The sequence below is a fragment of the Sinisalibacter lacisalsi genome (genome assembly GCF_014640115.1).
In the GTDB taxonomy this organism is placed as follows: Bacteria; Pseudomonadota; Alphaproteobacteria; order Rhodobacterales; family Rhodobacteraceae; genus Sinisalibacter; species Sinisalibacter lacisalsi.
In genome coordinates, this window is record NZ_BMGI01000002.1 from 266,384 (window position 1) to 282,679 (window position 16,296).

The window sequence follows — 16,296 nt, forward strand, 5'->3', positions numbered from 1 at the left end:
CGGCCTCAGATGATCCCGTCCTCGTCGAACATCGGATCATCTTCCAGCTGGGACGACAGGTATTCCAGGGTTTCCTCGGCCTCTTCGGCATCGGCGACCTGGGCGACGTGGAACAGCGCGTCGCCCTCGTTGATGCTGGGAAACACCGTGCGGCCGACGATCAACCCGGCGAGATCCGTGACCACCGGGATTTCGACCTCGCCGAAGGGATCGGACACGATCGCGAGGGTTTCGCTGGCTTTGACCATGTCGCCCTCGGATTTGAAGGACCTCAGCAACCCGCCCTGCGGCGCGCGCAGCCAATGGCTGGACTTGGAAAGCAAAGGCTTGCGCTTGGGTTTGGAGATGCCCTTGGCCGGCAGCATCCCCTGGTCCCTGAGCACGCGCAGGATGCCGCTGACCCCCGATCGCACCGCCATTTCGTCGAACCGCAGCGCCTCGCCGGCCTCGAACAGCAGAACATCCACCCCGGCCTCCTTGGCCGCGCCGCGCAGCGAGCCCTCGCGCAGCCGCGAGCGCAGGATGACCGGCGCCCCGAACACCCGGGCCAGGCGCAGGGTTTCCCGGTTGTCGGGCGAGATCCGGACCTGCGGCATGTTGGTGCGGTGCACCGCGGCCGAGTGCAGGTCGATCCCGAGGTCGGCGCGGGCGACGATCTCGGTCATGAAGATGCGCGCCAGCCGCGACGCCAGCGAGCCGCCCTCGGTGCCGGGAAAGCAGCGGTTCAGGTCGCGCCGGTCGGGCAGGTAGCGCGAATGGTTGAGAAAGCCGAAGGTGTTGACGATCGGCACGGCGATCAGCGTGCCACGCAGGCTTTTCAGGTTCGGCATCCCGAGCAGGCGTCGCACGATCTCGACCCCGATGATCTCGTCGCCGTGAACCCCGGCGCTGACGAACACCACCGGGCCGTCGCGGCGGCCGTGGATGACATGGGCCGAGATCGTCACCGGCGTGTGGTCCGACAGCACGCTGACCGGCAGGTCGATCGTGCGCCGCGTCCCCGGCGCGACGGTTTGATCGCCGATCTGGAACGGCTTGCGCCTTGCCATCAGCCGCGGCCCTTGGTCCGGGTCTTGCCTGGGATGGCGGTTTTCTCGATGTGCTCGATGATCATGCCGGCGATGTCCTTGCCGGTGGCCTTCTCCACGCCTTCAAGGCCGGGAGAGGAGTTCACCTCCATCACCACCGGCCCGTGGTTCGAGCGCAGCATGTCGACGCCGCAGACGTTGAGGCCCATCGCCTTGGCCGCCCGCAACGCGGTCGAGCGTTCCTCGGGGCTGATCTTGATCACCTGCGCGCTGCCGCCGCGATGCAGGTTGGAGCGAAAATCGCCCTCGGCGCCGGTGCGTTTCATCGCGGCGACCACCTTGCCGCCGATCACGAAGGCGCGGATGTCGGTGCCGCCGGCTTCCTTGATGAATTCCTGCACGAGGATGTTGATGCCGGCGCCGCGGAACGCCTCGATCACCGACCTCGCCGAGCGGTCGGTATCGGCCAACACCACGCCGATGCCCTGGGTGCCTTCCAGCAGCTTGATCACCATCGGCGCGCCGCCGGCGATCCTGACCACTTCGTCGGTCTGTTTCGGATCATGCGCGAAGGTTGTCACCGGCAGGCCGATCCCGTCGCGCGCCAGCAGCTGCATCGAGCGCAGCTTGTCGCGCGAGCGCCCGATCGCCACGCTTTCATTGACCGGGTAGACCCCCATCATCTCGAACTGCCGCAGCACCGCGAGGCCGTAGAACGTGACCGAGGCGCCGATCCGCGGGATCACCGCGTCGTAGAGCGGCAGCTTTTCACCGTTGTAATAGATCTCGGGCCGGCGCGAGGCGATGTTCATGTAACACCGGGTGGTGTTGATGATGTCCAGCTCGTGCCCGCGAGCCAGCGCTGCTTCCTTGATCCGCTTGTGCGAATACAGGGTCGGCGCGCGCGAAAGCATGGCGATTTTCATCTCAGTCTCCTTGTGCGGGTGTGGTGAGCCAGGAGCGGCCACTGTCGACCAGAAGCCGGGCGCGACGCAAGGCGGAACGCCCGATGATGATCGGGAAGGTCATGTCGGCCCGGTCAGCGAGCGACACCTCGATGCGAATCCTGTGCCCGGCGATCAGAAGCCGGGTGCGGATGATAACCCGGTCCTGCGGCACGCCGCTGGTGTTGGTGATGGCGCGCCGGTCATGCAGGCGCAGGCGGCAAAGCCGTGCATCGTCCAGCCGGTCATGCTCGGGATGGAACTCGACCCAAGGCTCACCGTCCCGCTCGAAGATGCGGATGCGGCTGGCGTGCAGCGCGGTGGTGCGCGCGCCGGTGTCGATCTTGGCGTCGATCCGGTCGAGGCCGAGCTCCGGCAGGGCAACGTGTTCCCGCCAGCCTATGACGGTCGGTTTCCTGTGCATCGCTGTGTTCCGCTGCGGGGGGCGAGGAGGGACGCCTTCTGGCCGACCCTGTGACATCCCGAGGGTGCCTGGTGCCGTCGATTTGCGCCGCATACCCCGGAAAAACGACATCGTCGCCTGTTTTCGTGAGGATACCGGGGGTCACCCGCCGGCCCGGCCGATCGGTCGCGGCCGGGTGGGCCGCGGCGCCGCCGCCGCGCGAAGCACTTCGCGAGGCTGTTCAAGATCAAGTCCATGGTGCCTTGTCGCCCGAATCTGCGTTATCGTCATCTCATGAAAGAACTTCATCGCACCATTCGCCTTCTCTACAAAGGCCAGAGCCAGCGCGCCCGCAGGTTCCGCTATGGGTTGATCGCCTTCGATGCCGTGACGATCCTTTATTTCATCGGCACGGCGGCGCTGCCCGCAACAGACTACATGATGGCGGTGAACATCGGTCTGGGCCTGCTGATCCTGCTGGATCTCGCGGCCCGGTTCTGGATTTCGGAAAACCGGCGGCGCGAATTGACCCGGATCTACAACATCGCGGACCTGATCGTCATCACCTCGCTGGTGCTCGGCCCGTTGCTGGCCGAGAGCCTCGGCTTCCTGCGGGTGCTCAGGGGGCTGCGGCTGATCCATGCCTACCACCTCTTGCGTGACCTCCGGCGCGAGAGCCTGTTTTTCCGGCGCCACGAGGACGCGATCCTGGCCGCGGTGAACCTCTTCGTCTTCCTCTTCGTGACGACATCTCTCGTTTTCGTCCTCGCCTTCGAGGAGGAGTCGGGGCTGGAGGGCTATATCGACGCGCTCTATTTCACCGTGGCGACGCTGACCACGACGGGGTTCGGCGATATCACCATGACCACGCCGCACGGCAAGTTGCTGGCCGTGCTCATCATGGTCGTGGGGGTGGCGCTGTTCGTGCAGCTCGCCCGGGCGATCTTCCAGCCGTCGAAGATCAAGTACAAATGCCCCGAATGCGGGCTGAACCGGCATGAACCCGACGCGATTCACTGCAAGCACTGCGGCGAGCCGCTGAAGATCGAGACCGAGGGCAGCGATTGATCGCGCCGCGGTGGCGGCGCCGGCTCATTCTGCTTGCACCTCGTCGAGGCCGCGCGCCAGGCCTGCGCCGAGCGCGGCGATCACCGCGAAGGCGAGCAACACCGGGGCCGGGCCGAACAGGTCCGCGGCCAGCCCGAACAGGCCACCGGCCAGCAGCGCCGCCCCGATCAGGGTGTTGGACAGGGCGGTATAGCGGGCGCGGAAGGAATCCTCCGCCATGTCGGTCAGGTGCAGCTTGCGGCCGGCGCGCACGCCCTCGTAGGCGATCTGCGCGGCGAAGATCGCGGCGGCGGCCCCGAGCGCCCCGCCAAGGCCGTCGAACGCCAGGCCGAGCCCGCCGATCACGGCGAAGGCCGCCGCTCCCAGCCCGCCCGCCGCCATCAGCGTCTGCCGGCTGGAGCGGTCCGAGAACCGCCCCCAGATGTAGGACGCCAGCACCGAGGCGGCGGTCGAGGCCATCACCAGCGGGCCGAGTTCGTCCAGCGCGGTGCGTCCCGAGGCGGTGGACAGCATCACGATGAACGGCGGCGCCAGCGCGGTGACGGCGAGGGCGGCGCGCGCGGCGACGAACAGGCGCAGTTGCGCATCGGTCCACAGCGGCGCGACCAGCGCGGCGAACGAGCCGTCATCGTTGCCGGTTGCGGCGCCGTTCCGCGGTTCGCGCAGGGCGATGAATATGGCCGAGGCGAACAGGAAGGCGGCCCCCGCGATCGCGATGATCGCGGCGAGCGGCGCGACGGCGATCTCGAAAATCCCGGTCGCCATCAGCAGGCCCACGCCGAAAACCGAAACCGAGGCGACCGAGGCGGCGAGCCCGGTGATCGCGCCGCGCCGGCGCTTGGCGATGGTGCGCGCCAGCGCGTCCTTGTAGCTGACCGAGGCGGCCGAGCGCGCCACCGCCAGAACCGCGAGCGAGGCCAGGATCAACCCGCCCGCGAGCGCGCCCTCGAACAACAACGCCGCCGCCGCGATTCCCAGCGCCGCCAGCCCCTGCACCGCGCTGCCCACGGCCCAGAACCGCTTGCGCTGCGGGCTGGCCTCGACCCGGCGCGCGAGCGCAAGTTGCGGCAGCAGCGCGCCGGCTTCGCGCACCGGCACCAGCGCGCCGATGATCGCGCCCGGCGCGCCCAGCGCCGTCAGGAGCCACGACAGCACAAGCTTCGGGTCGATCAGGGCGTCGGCGGTCTTGGTGAGGGTGAGCGCCGCGACGTGGATCACCCCGTTGCGCGCCTCGCCGGGGCGGATGTCGTCGGCATCGGCCCCGGTGACCACGGAAAACATCTGTTTCATCGCCATGTGACGGGCTCCAGTCTCGATCGGTGCGGGCGGCCGGTGGCGCCCCGCGCCGCGCCGCCCGTGCGGGTTTCCGGCGAGCATCGGCGAAAAGCGCCGGGAATGCCATCGGGATCATTGCCGCGGCCGCGCGGGGCTTATCCCGACAGGATTTCCGCCAGCAAGGCGTTGGGAAAGCGGCGCGCGCGGGTGATGGCGAGGAAGGTTTCCTTGATCCCGTCGAGTTGCGCGGCCTCGACCAGCACGCCCGCCGCAAGCTCGTCGCGCACGACGATCGGCGGGATCACCGCGAGCCCGGCGTTCTCGCGGGCAAGCAGGCGCAGCATCGCCATGTCGTCGGCCTCGGCGGCAATGGCGGGAGAGACGCCGAGCCGGGTGGTCAGCGCATCGAAACCGGCGCGGATCGCGGTTTCCGGGGTGGGCAGGATCAACGGCTCCTCGGCGAGCAGGTCGGGCAGGGCACGCGGGGCCGGGCCAACCCGGGCGGGCGTGCCGATCAGGCTGACCGGCTGCTCGGCGATCGGATGGATCAGCCAGGGACTGGCGGCATCGCGCGCCGGGGGCAGGTTGGTGAGGATCACGTCGAGCGCGAGCGCGTCGAGCATGCGCAGCAGCTCGCCCTGCGAGCCCGAGCGCAGCACCACCTCGACATCGCGCCGGCCGATCAGCGGGCGCAGGAACTGCATCTGGAAGTTGCGCGAGAGCGTGGCCAGCGCCCCGACGCGCAGGGCCTGCCGGCCGCCGCCGGTCTCGCGCAGGGTGGCGGTGAGGTCTTCGGCGGTGCGGAAGATCGCCTCGGCATGGTCGAGCGCGATGCGCCCGGCCTCGGTCAGCAAGAGGCCGCGCCCGCGCCGCTCGAACAGGTCGTGACCGAGCGCGGCTTCGAGCGTCTTGATCTGGGTCGACAATGCCGATTGCGACAGGTTCAGCCGCCGCGCCGCGCCGGTGAGGGTTCCGTCCATCGCAACGGCGCGGAACAGCCGCAGGTGGTGGAGATTGAGACGGGACATACTTCTAGCCAGTAGAACGATTGGTGATAATATATGTAATTTTATAGAAGGAGCGCAACCGGTATCTCCGCGGCAACCCGCCCGAACCGGAGATTGCGCGATGATATCCCTTCCCCCCCTCGGCCTGATGGCGCCGATCCTGTTTCTCGCCCCCGCGGCGCTGGCGATGGTTCGCCCCGGCCCGCGCCCGAAGCATCTGCCGCGCCTCGCCGAAACCGCCGCGCTGGCGGCGCTGGCGCTGGCGCTGGCCGGGGTGGCGCAGCTCCTGCTCGCCGGGCCCTCCACCGTCGCGCTCGGCGACGGCGCCCTGCGGCTCGCGATCCGGCTCGACGCGATCAGCGCGACGATGACCCTGCTGGTCGCCTTCGTCGGCTGGGTGGTGATGCGCTACGGGCGCAGCTACCTCGACGGCGCGGCGCGCGAGGGGGCGTTTCACGGCTTCATGTCGCTCGCGCTGGCGGCGGTGCTGGTGCTGGTGCAGGCGGGCAGCCTCGCGGTGCTGATCCTGGCCTTCTTCGCGGTCGGGCGCGCGCTGCGGCGGCTGCTCCTGTTCCACGGCGAGCGGGCCGAGGCGCGGCGGGCGGCGGCGAAGCTGGCGCTGGTCTGGGGCATGGGCGACGTGGCGCTGGTGCTGGCCTCGGCGCTGCTGTGGTGGGCCTTCGCTACCGCCGACCTTGCCGCCCTCGGCGCCGCCGCGCGCGACGGCTTGCCGCTCGCGGCGCAGGTCGGGGTGGTCTTGCTCGTAATCGCGGCGCTGCTCAAGACCGCCTCGTTCCCGATGCACGGCTGGCTGACCGAGGTGATGGAGGCGCCGACGCCGGTCTCGGCGCTGCTGCACGCCGGGATCATCAACGCCGGCGGCTTCCTGTTGATCCGGCTCGCCGAGGTGGTTCAGGCCAGCCCCGGCGCGATGGCCGCCCTGCTCATGCTGGGGGGGATAACGGCGCTGTTCGGTGCGGTGGTGATGCTGACCCAGAGCGCGGTGAAAACGGCGCTGGCTTGGTCGACGGTAAGCCAGATGGGCTTTCTGTTGATGCAGATCGGGCTCGGGCTGTGGCCGCTGGCGGTTCTGCATATCGTCGCCCATTCGCTCTACAAGGCGCATGCCTTCCTGTCCTCGGGCGGGGCGGTGACGGCGGTGGCGCAGCTGCGGCGGCCCGGCCCGGTCGCGGTGCCGGGGATCGCGGCGGTGATCCGGGCCTTCGCGCTCGCGCTGGTGCTCTACGCGGTCGTTGCCACCGGGTTCTCCGTGCTGGTCGGACCGAAATCGGCGCAGGGGCTCAGCCTTGGCGCGATCCTTATCTTCGGCGTGGCCTACCTTGTGGCACAGGGGCTTGCCGATACCGCGCCGCGGGCACTGACCCGGCGCACGGTCAGGGCCGCCTTCGCCGCGGCAGTGGCCTATTTCGGCTTCCACGCCGCCGCCGGGGCGCTCTGGGGGCCGCATCTGCCCGCCCCGCCCGCGCCCGGACCGCTGGAATGGGCGTTGATCGCGCTGGCGGTGCTGTCCTTTGCCGTGGTCGCCGTGGGGCAGGCGCTGTTTCCGCTCTGGGCGCATCACCCGTCGACGGCCGGGATCAGGGTGCACCTGGCCAACGGCCTCTATCTCAACGCGGTCTTCGATCGTCTGATCGGCGGGCTGCGCGTCGTGAAATCGCGCTGAACGAAAGGGTTCTGCCATGTTCCTCAAGCACAAGACGATCGCGCCCGCCCGGGTGTCGAGCCTGCTGGTGGCCGCCGAGGCCGCGGCGCGGGCGATCCCGCCGGCCTTCCCGCTGGATGCAACGGTGGCGGTCAACCCGTTCCTTGGCCAATCGGGGGTGGATCTCGCCACCGCCTCGGCCCGGCTTGCCCGCGTGGCCGGGGTGCGTCTCACCCGGCCGCGGTCGGACTACGCCGCCGAGGTGGCGGCGGGCCGCATCACCGACGATGATCTCGCCGCCGCGCTGATCGCCAGCACGTCGCCCCTCAAGCCGGTGGACCTGGCGCTGCTGAAGGCGAAGCTGGCCCGCGAACGGCCGGCGCCACGGGCCTTGCCGAGCATCGCCGATCTCGCCGCCGAGGCGACCGGGATCGACTGGCCGGCGATCCTCGCGCGCGCCTTCGGGCTTTGGGCGGCGGGGCATTTTGACCGCGGCCAGGCGCTCTGGACGCCGGCGCCGGGGCGCTCGGCCTTCGCCGCCTGGCGGGAATGGGCGACGCATGATCTTGCGCCCGAGATCGCGGGGCTCACCGGGTTCTGCGCGCATGTGGCGGCGGCCCCCGACACCGCAGAACGGACGATCCTGCGCGCGGCGGAGGGTCTCGGCATCACCGACGCGGCGGCCGAAACCGCCTTTCACCGGCTGTTGATGGATCTCGGCGGATGGGCGCAGCACGCGCGCTGGCTGCTCTGGCAGGCCGAGCTTGCGGGCCGGTCCGACACCACGATCACCGACCTGATCGCGATCCGGCTGATCTGGGAGGAGGCACTGCTGGAGCACTGCCCGGACGTTGCCGAGGCCTGGGCCGACGTGTGCGCCGCGCATGCCGAACCGGTCGCGCCCGGACCCGACGAGGCGCTCGACGCGATCCTGCAGGATGCCGCCGAGAGGGCCGGGCAACGGCGGCTGGCGGCGGCGCTGCCCGGCGCGGGGGGGACGAACGATCGCCCCGCCGTGCAGGCGGCGTTCTGCATCGACGTGCGCTCGGAGGTGTTCCGCCGCGCGCTGGAGGCGCAGGATGCGGGCGTGCGCACGCTCGGCTTCGCCGGGTTCTTCGGCCTGCCTGTTTCGCATCGCGCGCATGGCTCCGATATCGCCGAGGCGCACCTGCCGGCGCTGCTGACGCCGGGCCTTGCCACCTGCAGCCACGCCGCAGCGGAAGCCGAGCAGGGGGCGCGGATCGCCGCGCGCGCCGCCCGCGCCTGGGGCCGGTTCCGGCAGGCGGCGGTGTCGTCCTTCGCCTTCGTCGAGGCAGCGGGGCCGACCTATGCCTGGAAACTGGTGAAAGACGCGCTCGGGCGCGGCGGCAAGGGGCTGGCGACCGGCCCCGCACCCCGGTTCGAGACCGGGCTGAGCCCGGCCGAGAAAGCCGCCACCGCCGCCGCCGCGCTCAAGGCGATGAGCCTGACCCGGGGCCATGCCCGGCTTGTCCTGCTGATCGGGCACGGCGCCCAGCTGGTGAACAACCCGCATGCCAGCGCCTATCATTGCGGCGCCTGCGGCGGGCATACCGGCGAGGTTTCGGCCCGCCTGCTCGCCAACTTGCTCAACGATCCCGAAACCCGCGCGGGATTGCCCGCCGAGGGGATCGACCTGCCGGCCGACACGCGCTTCGTCGCCGGGCTGCACGACACCACGACCGATGCGGTGGCACTGTTCGCCGACGATCCCGCGCCCGAACACGCGGCCGACCTTGCCCGGGTGCGCGGCTGGCTCGCCCGCGCCGGTGAACAGGCCCGGGCCGAGCGCGCGCTTGCTCTGCCGGGGGCGACGCCCGGGAGCATCGCGGCGCGCGCCACGAACTGGGCCGAACTCAGGCCGGAATGGGGGCTGGCGGGCTGTGCCGCCTTTGTCGCGGCGCCGCGCGCGGTCACTGCCGGGGTCGACCTGGGGGGCAGGGCGTTCCTGCACTGCTACGACTGGGCCGAGGATGCCGATTTCGCCACGCTGGAGCAGATCCTGACCGCGCCGGTGGTGGTGGCGAGCTGGATCAGCCTGCAATACTACGGCTCGGCGGTGGCGCCCGAGGCGTTCGGCGGCGGCAACAAGCTGATCCACAACGTCGTCGGCGGCATCGGCGTGGTGCAGGGCAACGGCGGCATCCTGCGGCCCGGTCTGCCGTGGCAGGCGCTGCACGATGGCGAGAGCCTGGTTCACGAGCCCCTGCGCCTGTCGGTGATGATCGCGGCGCCCCGCGACGCGATCGCCGGGGTGCTGGCGCGCCACGACGCGGTGCGCGCGCTGTTCGACAATGGCTGGCTTCATCTCTTCGCGCTGGAGGAGGGCCGCGTCGCCGCGCGCTATCGTCCGGGGTTGACCTGGCAGGCGGAGCGCGGCGCGCAACCGGCGGGGTGATCGTGCGCCCCGCGCCCGACGCGGGCGTCTGGCGGGGCCTCGGCCGCGCGGTCAGCCGAGCGTTTGCGTCCGGCGCTTCATCCAGGCGGCGATGCTGGCGCGCGAGCTGCCGACGATCGTGTAATGGTCCAGATCACGGGCGCGGCCGGCGATATCGCGGGCGCGAATCGGGCGTGGGTATCGCGCGCCTGCGGATCTGATCCAGACGCAGGCCAGTTCGCCGTTCTCGTCGATCTCGGCGAACAGCATGCCTTGGCTGTCAAGTTTGGCCATCGCCAAATCCCCCTCAACTCCAGCAGTCGATCAATCGTTAACGCTGCAGCCAGCGGCGGGCAAACGAAATCCTGTCGCACCCCCAGGCGGCGCATCTGGCGGCGCCGAGGGGAGCTCATGTCATAAAACTTTTCGCGAAACGTCACGAAAGGGTGATCCTCACGGGGTCTTGTCGCGGCGACAGAACCGAGGGGGCCTTATGCTTGTCGTTGAAGACCTGACCAAGACGTTCGGGGCGAACATCGCCGTGGACGCGGTGTCGTTCACCGTGGAAAAACCGATGATGATCGGCGTCATCGGCCGTTCCGGCGCTGGCAAATCCACCTTCCTGCGGATGATGAACCGGCTCACCGATGCCACCTCGGGGCGGCTCGCCTTCGAGGGCCGCGACGTGCTCGGGCTGACCGGGCGGTCCCGTCGCGACTGGCAATCGGACTGCGCGATGATCTTCCAGCAGTTCAACCTCGTGCCGCGCATGGACGTGGTGTCGAACGTGCTGCACGGCACCCTCGGCCGCCGCTCGACGCTGGCGACGATGTTCAACCTGTTCCCGCGCGACGACATTCACCGGGCGATCGACATCCTCGAACGGCTCGGCATCGCCGGACACGGACCGAAGCGGGCCGAGGCCCTCTCGGGCGGCCAGCAGCAGCGCGTGGCGATCGCCCGCGCCCTGATGCAGGACCCGAAGATCATCCTCGCCGACGAGCCGATCGCCTCGCTCGACCCGATGAACGCCCAGACCGTCATGGAGGCGCTGCGGCGGATCCATGAGGAAGACGGGCGCATGGTGATCGCCAACCTGCACACGCTCGACACCGCCCGGCGCTACTGCGACCGGGTGATCGGGATGCGCGACGGGCGGATCGTGTTCGACGGCACGCCCGACCAGCTCACCACCGGCGCCGCGCGCGACATCTACGGCGCCGGCGCGGATTTTTCCGAAGCCGCGACCAGCACCAGCATCGACGCCATCGAAACCCCCGCCGCCCGCGCCTTGCACGAGGCGGAGGCGATCGTCTGAGTTTCCATCCCCGCCGCCACCCCGCGCCGGGCCCAACCACCGAAGAGAGAGAAACGATGAAAACCACCCTTGCGGCCATCCTGGCCACCACCGCCCTCGCCACCCCGGTTCTCGCCGACAACCACGGCGGCGGCATCACCGAATTCCGCATCGGCATCCTCGGCGGCGAAAACGCCCAGGACCGGATGACCTCGAACGAGTGCTTCCGCGCCCACACCGAGGAGCTGCTCGGTGTGCCCACCAGGCTGTTCACCCCGGCCGATTACGACGGCGTGATCCAGGGCCTGCTCGGCGGCACCATCGACATGGCCTGGCTCGGCGCCTCGGCCTATGCCAAGACCTTCCTGACCGATCCCGAGGCCGTCGAGCCGGTGCTCGTGAAGGTCAACGTCGACGGCTCCTACGGCTATCACTCGATCGGCTTCGCCCGCGCCGACAGCGGCATCACCTCGCTCGAAGACATGCAGGGCAAGGTTTTCGGCTTCGGCGACCCGAACTCCACTTCGGGCTTCCTGATCCCCTCGATCGAGATCCCCGAGATCACCGGTGGCTCGATGGACTCGGGTGACTACTTCGGCGAAGTGAAGTTCACCGGCGGTCACGAGCAGACCATTGTCGCGGTGTTCAACGGCGACATCGACGGCGGCGTGACCTGGGCCGACGGCCTCGGCGAATGGGAAGAGGGCTACAACTCCGGCGCGCTGCGCAAGGCCTCCGACGCCGGCATCGTCGACATGAACGAGCTGGTCGAGATCTGGAAGTCGAAGCCGATCCCGGAAGGCCCGATCGTTCTGCGCAAGGCGCTGCCCGAGCGCGTCAAGGTCGACATGACCGCGCTCATGGCCTCGCTGCCTTACATGGACGCCGACTGCGCCTACAACTTCATGGCCGGCGATGCGCTCGGCATGATGCCGATCAACCACGACGCCTATGAATCGATCATCGGCGCGCGCCTCGCGGTGCAGGATAACTGATCGCAACCAAAGACCGAGGCCCGGTCCCCGCGCGGGGGCCGGGCCGCTTCATGAAGACGCCGGAATACAAGGGGTATCGCCATGGCGGACACCACGCTGAACCAGGGTTCGCCCGAGGGCACGGCCGAGATCCGCGACGCCTACATGGCGATGACGCGCACAAAGCGGATGTATGGCGGCATCATGCTGGTGGTGTTCATTGCGCTGATGACGTCGGGCTTCATGCTGGCCGACAGCCGCAACGCGGGCGGTTTCTGGGACGGTATCCTCAACATCTTCCAGTTTCCCGGTGAGGTGCTGGCCGAGGCCAGCGCCAAGGCCGCGAACCTGCCCGCGCTGATGGTGAAGTTCTTCCCGTCGCTGCTGGAGACGGTGAATATCGCCGCCGCCTCGACGCTGGTGGGCGGTTTGCTCGCGATCGTGCTGTCGCTCCTCTCCACCCGGGGGCTCGCGCGGTTCCCGCGCCTGATCGGGCTGTTCCGGCGGATGATGGACATCATGCGCGCGGTGCCCGAGATCGTCATTGCGCTGGTGCTGATCTTCATCCTCGGCGGCGGCCCGGTTCCGGCGATGATCGCCATCGCCTTCCACACCGCCGGCGCGCTCGGCAAGCTGTTCTCCGAGGTCAACGAGAACGCCGATCTCAAGCCGGTCGAGGGGCTGGCTTCGGTTGGCGCGAACTGGGCGCAGCGGATGCTGCTCGGCGTGGTGCCGCAGGTGGCGCCGAACTGGCTGAGCTACGCGCTCTTGCGCTTCGAGATCAACATCCGCGCTTCGGCAATCCTGGGTTTCGTCGGCTCCGGCGGGATCGGCTACGACCTGAAAAACGCCTTCAGCTGGGGGCAGGGACGATACGACGAGGTGGCGGCGATCTTCATCCTGCTGTTCCTCACCATCGTGTTCTTCGACCAGCTTTCCAGCCACTACCGCAACAAGCTCGTGGGAAAGGCCTGAGCCATGACCGCCATTGCCGACATGCCGCAGACCGAAAGCCTGCATGACACCGCCACCCGGCTGATCGCGCGCAAGCGCATCCTCGCCTTCGCGGTGCCGGGGGTGATCCTCGCCTATTTCGGCTACCTGTTCTTCGCTTTCGACATCCCCGGCCTGATGGACCGCGCGCGGATGGATAACGCCGCGATCCTCGTCGCCGACAGCTACAGCTACAAGACCCACGTCACCCACGACAACCGGAACGGCGGGCTGAGCTTTGCCGTCGAGGGCGAGGCCAAGGGCACCTACCCCGAAGGCATGGTGCCGGAGTTCGTGACGATGAGCGGTGACGATGCCGTCCGGATCGAGTTGAAGGCAGGCGAGAGCGCCGAGATCAACGGCTCGACCTTGCGCTATATCGTGCCCGACTACGGCACCGTCACGGTGCGGATGGAGGGGCGCGAGATCCTGCTCGATACCCCCGATGGCGCGGTGCCCGACTGGATCAGCGCCAGTTCCTCGCGGGTCAACATCACCGGCGCGGGCGGCCGCGCCAGCGTGACCCGCGCGCGCACCGAGGTGTTTCGCTACTCCTTCGGCTGGGAGCTGTTCTGGTTCACCCTCGACAGCCCGTTCCACGGCAAGACGCCCGTCGAACTGGCCGGGCTGGTGCTTTCCGGCGACCGCGTCGTCGAGGGCAAGAGCAACCTGGCCGCCATCGTGCAGGATGTCTGGACCAACAAGATGTGGCGCCACAGCGACGTGCTCTGGGCGATCTTCGAGACCGTGCTGATGGCCTTCCTCGGCACCATGGGCGCGGCCCTGGTGGCGCTGCCGATGGCCTTCCTCGCGGCGAAGAACTTCAGCCGCCTGATGAGTGTGCGTTTTGCCATGCGCCGGCTGTTCGATTTCGTGCGCGGGGTCGACGGGCTGATCTGGACGATCATCCTCAGCCGCGCCTTCGGCCCCGGCCCGATGACCGGCGCGCTGGCGATCCTGATCACCGACACCGGCTCTTTCGGCAAGATGTTTTCCGAGGCGCTGGAGAATGTCGACGACAGGCAGATCGAGGGCGTCGCCTCGACCGGGGCCAAGACGCTGCACCGCTACCGCTTCGGGGTGATCCCGCAGATCACGCCGGTGCTGCTCAGCCAGGTGCTCTACTACCTCGAATCCAACACCCGCTCGGCCACCATCATCGGCGCGATCACCGGCGGCGGCATCGGCCTTCTGTTGACGCAGGCGATGATTACCCAGAAGGATTGGGAAGAGGTCAGCTACTACATCGTGCTGATCGTGCTGATGGTGATGGCGATGGATACGATCTCGGGCTGGCTGCGCCGCCGCTTGATCAAGGGCGCATGATGCGGCTCCTGGTGACGGGGGCGAACCGCGGCATCGGCGCGGCGCTGGTGGATGCGGCGCGCGCCGCGGGCCACGAGGCACTGGCGGCAACGCGGCCGGGGCAGGGCGGCGACGTGATCTTCGATGTCACTGATCACGCCGCGCTCGCCCGTGCGGCGGCCGACCTCGGCCCGCTCGACGTGCTGATCAACAACGCCGGCATCATCGGCCCGGCGCGGCAATCGACGCTCGACATGGATTTCGGCGGGTTCCGCGAGACGCTCGAAGTCAACACCCTTGCGCCGCTCGCGGTGGCGCAGGCCTTCCTGCCCAACCTGCGCCGGGGCCAGCGCCCGCGCATCCTGTCGGTCTCGTCGCAGATGGCCTGGATGGGCTACGCCAAGTCCGACCGGATCGCCTACCGCGCCTCGAAAGTTGCGCTCAACAAGGTGATGCAGGGGCTCGCCACCGATCTTGCCGCCGAGGGCATCGCCGTCGGCGTCGTCGATCCGGGCTGGGTGCGCACCGACATGGGCGGGGCCGAGGCCGAGGAAGACCCCTCGGCGGTGGCCCGTGGCATCCTCGCGCTCGCCGAGACGCTCACGCCCGCGCGCAGCGGCCGGTTCTGGACATGGCGCGGGCAGGAGCGGGAGTATTGACGGCTTCCATGATCGGGCTTGACGCGCTTTCGCTTCTCCTTGCCAAGCATGGGCTGGCGGTGCTGGCCCCGGCTGCGCTGATCGAGGGGCCGATCGTGACGGTGATCGCGGCCTGGCTCGCGAGCCGTGGGCTGTTCGACGTCTGGAGCGTCGCGGCGGTGGTGATCGCGGCCGACCTGCTGGGTGATTTCGCCTTCTATGCCCTCGGGCGCGGTGGTCTGGCGCGGCTGCCGCTGCGCTGGCGCACCCGGCTCGGCCTCAACGCCGACCGCCTCGCGCGGCTCGCGGGGCATTTCGAGGTGAAGGGCGGGCGGACGCTGCTCCTGGGCAAGCTGACCCACAGTTTCGGTTTCGCGGTGCTGGTCGCTGCCGGGGCGGCGCGGATGCCGCTGCTTACCTTCTTCTGGTTCAACCTGCTTGGCACGGTGCCGAAAAGCCTCGCCTTCGTGGGCATCGGCTATGGCTTCGGCGCGGCCTATGCGCGGATCGACGACTGGATCGCGCGCGCCTCGCTGGCGGTGCTCGCCGTGGCGCTGCTTGCCGGGGTGACCTGGCTGATCACGCGGGGGGCGCGGCGATGACGTATTCACCCCGGCTGTCGTGCATCATCCCCGCCTACAACGAGGCGCCCCGGATCGGCGCGGTGCTGCAAACCGCGCTCGCCACCGCGCTGATCGACGAGGTGATCGTGGTCGATGACGGCTCCACCGATACCACCGCCCTGATCGCCGACGGCTTCGCCGTGCGCCATCCCGGCCTTCGGGTGCTGCGCCAGCCGGTGAACGGCGGCAAGACCCGGGCGGTTGCGGCGGGCGTGGCGGCGGCGCGGGGCGAGTTCCTGCTGCTGCTCGACGCCGATCTCGCCGGGCTGGCGCCGGATCACCTCGCCAGCCTTGCCGATCCGGTGATCGGCGGGCGGGCCGGGGCGGCGATCAGCCTGCGGCGCAACGCGCCCTGGCCCTGGCGCGTGATCGGGCTGGACTACATCTCCGGCGAGCGGGTCTTGCCGCGCGCGCTGCTCGCGGCGCATCTCGACCGGCTCGACGCCCTGCCGCGCTTCGGGCTGGAGGTGTTCATGAACCGGCTCTGGATCGCCAACGGCCTGCAGATCGCCGTGGTGCCCTGGCCCGGGGTCTCCAGCCCGCTGAAGGGGGCAAAACAGGGGCTGCGCGCCGGATTGCGCGCCGATGTGAACATGATGGGCGATATCTTCCGCACGATCCGGCCATGGGAGGCGCTCACCCAGATCGCCACCCTGCGGTCGCGGCGGATCTGACAGCGAAAG

General features: G+C 69.3%; 16 protein-coding genes. 10 read left to right on the forward strand and 6 right to left on the reverse strand.

Features of this window, described 5'->3' with window-relative positions; genetic code table 11:
- Positions 1-5: 5 nt before the first annotated feature.
- The 3 genes from IEW01_RS07110 to IEW01_RS07120 are packed head-to-tail and all read right to left on the reverse strand — an operon-like array spanning position 6 to position 2,396.
- Positions 6-1,049, reverse strand: a complete 1,044-nt coding sequence (locus tag IEW01_RS07110) for a succinylglutamate desuccinylase/aspartoacylase family protein (RefSeq protein WP_188526927.1) — start codon at positions 1,047-1,049, stop codon at positions 6-8.
- Positions 1,049-1,954, reverse strand: coding sequence for a 30S ribosomal protein S6--L-glutamate ligase (gene rimK, locus IEW01_RS07115; protein ID WP_188526928.1), 906 nt, complete (start codon positions 1,952-1,954; stop codon positions 1,049-1,051). Before rimK ends, IEW01_RS07110 begins: the two co-directional genes overlap by 1 nt.
- A gap of 1 nt (position 1,955) precedes the next feature.
- Entirely contained in the window at positions 1,956-2,396 is a 441-nt protein-coding gene (locus IEW01_RS07120) for an ATP-dependent zinc protease family protein (RefSeq protein WP_188526929.1), read from the reverse strand.
- A 273-nt stretch (positions 2,397-2,669) separates the two neighbouring features.
- Between IEW01_RS07120 and IEW01_RS07125 the strand changes: the two genes are divergently transcribed.
- Positions 2,670-3,443, forward strand: coding sequence for an ion channel (locus tag IEW01_RS07125; RefSeq protein ID WP_188526930.1), 774 nt, complete (start codon positions 2,670-2,672; stop codon positions 3,441-3,443).
- A gap of 24 nt (positions 3,444-3,467) precedes the next feature.
- On the opposite strand, the gene IEW01_RS07130 is transcribed toward IEW01_RS07125, so the two are convergent.
- Together IEW01_RS07130 and IEW01_RS07135 are read right to left on the reverse strand one after the other, a co-directional pair.
- On the reverse strand, positions 3,468-4,739 hold the full coding sequence (locus tag IEW01_RS07130; protein WP_188526931.1) for an MFS transporter: 1,272 nt from the start codon (positions 4,737-4,739) through the stop codon (positions 3,468-3,470).
- Between the two features lie 134 nt (positions 4,740-4,873).
- Complete coding sequence (locus IEW01_RS07135; protein ID WP_188526932.1) at positions 4,874-5,746, reverse strand: LysR family transcriptional regulator; 873 nt, start codon at positions 5,744-5,746, stop codon at positions 4,874-4,876.
- Between the two features lie 100 nt (positions 5,747-5,846).
- Here IEW01_RS07135 and IEW01_RS07140 point away from each other — a divergent pair, with 100 nt between their 5' ends.
- Positions 5,847-7,409 carry a proton-conducting transporter transmembrane domain-containing protein gene (locus IEW01_RS07140; RefSeq protein WP_229738132.1) on the forward strand — a complete coding sequence of 521 codons (1,563 nt, stop codon included), beginning with the start codon at positions 5,847-5,849 and terminating at the stop codon, positions 7,407-7,409.
- A gap of 16 nt (positions 7,410-7,425) precedes the next feature.
- Positions 7,426-9,804 carry a YbcC family protein gene (locus tag IEW01_RS07145; RefSeq protein WP_188526933.1) on the forward strand — a complete coding sequence of 793 codons (2,379 nt, stop codon included), beginning with the start codon at positions 7,426-7,428 and terminating at the stop codon, positions 9,802-9,804.
- A gap of 51 nt (positions 9,805-9,855) precedes the next feature.
- On the opposite strand, the gene IEW01_RS07150 is transcribed toward IEW01_RS07145, so the two are convergent.
- Positions 9,856-10,077 carry a hypothetical protein gene (locus tag IEW01_RS07150; RefSeq protein ID WP_188526934.1) on the reverse strand — a complete coding sequence of 74 codons (222 nt, stop codon included), beginning with the start codon at positions 10,075-10,077 and terminating at the stop codon, positions 9,856-9,858.
- A 199-nt stretch (positions 10,078-10,276) separates the two neighbouring features.
- Here IEW01_RS07150 and phnC point away from each other — a divergent pair, with 199 nt between their 5' ends.
- The 7 genes from phnC to IEW01_RS07185 all read left to right on the forward strand — a co-directional run bounded on the left by phnC (position 10,277) and on the right by IEW01_RS07185 (position 16,287).
- On the forward strand, positions 10,277-11,101 hold the full coding sequence (gene phnC / locus IEW01_RS07155; RefSeq protein ID WP_188526935.1) for a phosphonate ABC transporter ATP-binding protein: 825 nt from the start codon (positions 10,277-10,279) through the stop codon (positions 11,099-11,101).
- 56 nt (positions 11,102-11,157) lie between these two features.
- On the forward strand, positions 11,158-12,075 hold the full coding sequence (gene phnD / locus IEW01_RS07160) for a phosphonate ABC transporter substrate-binding protein (RefSeq protein WP_188526936.1): 918 nt from the start codon (positions 11,158-11,160) through the stop codon (positions 12,073-12,075).
- A gap of 81 nt (positions 12,076-12,156) precedes the next feature.
- The gene (phnE, locus tag IEW01_RS07165) at positions 12,157-13,029 is read left to right on the forward strand and encodes a phosphonate ABC transporter, permease protein PhnE (protein ID WP_188526937.1); all 873 of its coding nucleotides are present in this window, start codon (positions 12,157-12,159) and stop codon (positions 13,027-13,029) included.
- Between the two features lie 3 nt (positions 13,030-13,032).
- Positions 13,033-14,373, forward strand: a complete 1,341-nt coding sequence (phnE, locus tag IEW01_RS07170; RefSeq protein WP_438810816.1) for a phosphonate ABC transporter, permease protein PhnE — start codon at positions 13,033-13,035, stop codon at positions 14,371-14,373.
- Positions 14,370-15,011 (forward strand): SDR family NAD(P)-dependent oxidoreductase, encoded by a 642-nt coding sequence (locus IEW01_RS07175; protein WP_188526938.1) that lies wholly within the window; start codon positions 14,370-14,372, stop codon positions 15,009-15,011. The genes phnE (IEW01_RS07170) and IEW01_RS07175 overlap by 4 nt, the downstream gene beginning before the upstream one ends.
- Positions 15,012-15,019: 8 nt before the next feature.
- Positions 15,020-15,592: a DedA family protein gene (locus IEW01_RS07180; protein WP_188527395.1), complete on the forward strand. Its 573-nt coding sequence runs from the start codon at positions 15,020-15,022 to the stop codon at positions 15,590-15,592.
- Entirely contained in the window at positions 15,589-16,287 is a 699-nt protein-coding gene (locus IEW01_RS07185; protein WP_188526939.1) for a glycosyltransferase family 2 protein, read from the forward strand. Before IEW01_RS07180 ends, IEW01_RS07185 begins: the two co-directional genes overlap by 4 nt.
- Positions 16,288-16,296 lie beyond the last annotated feature (9 nt).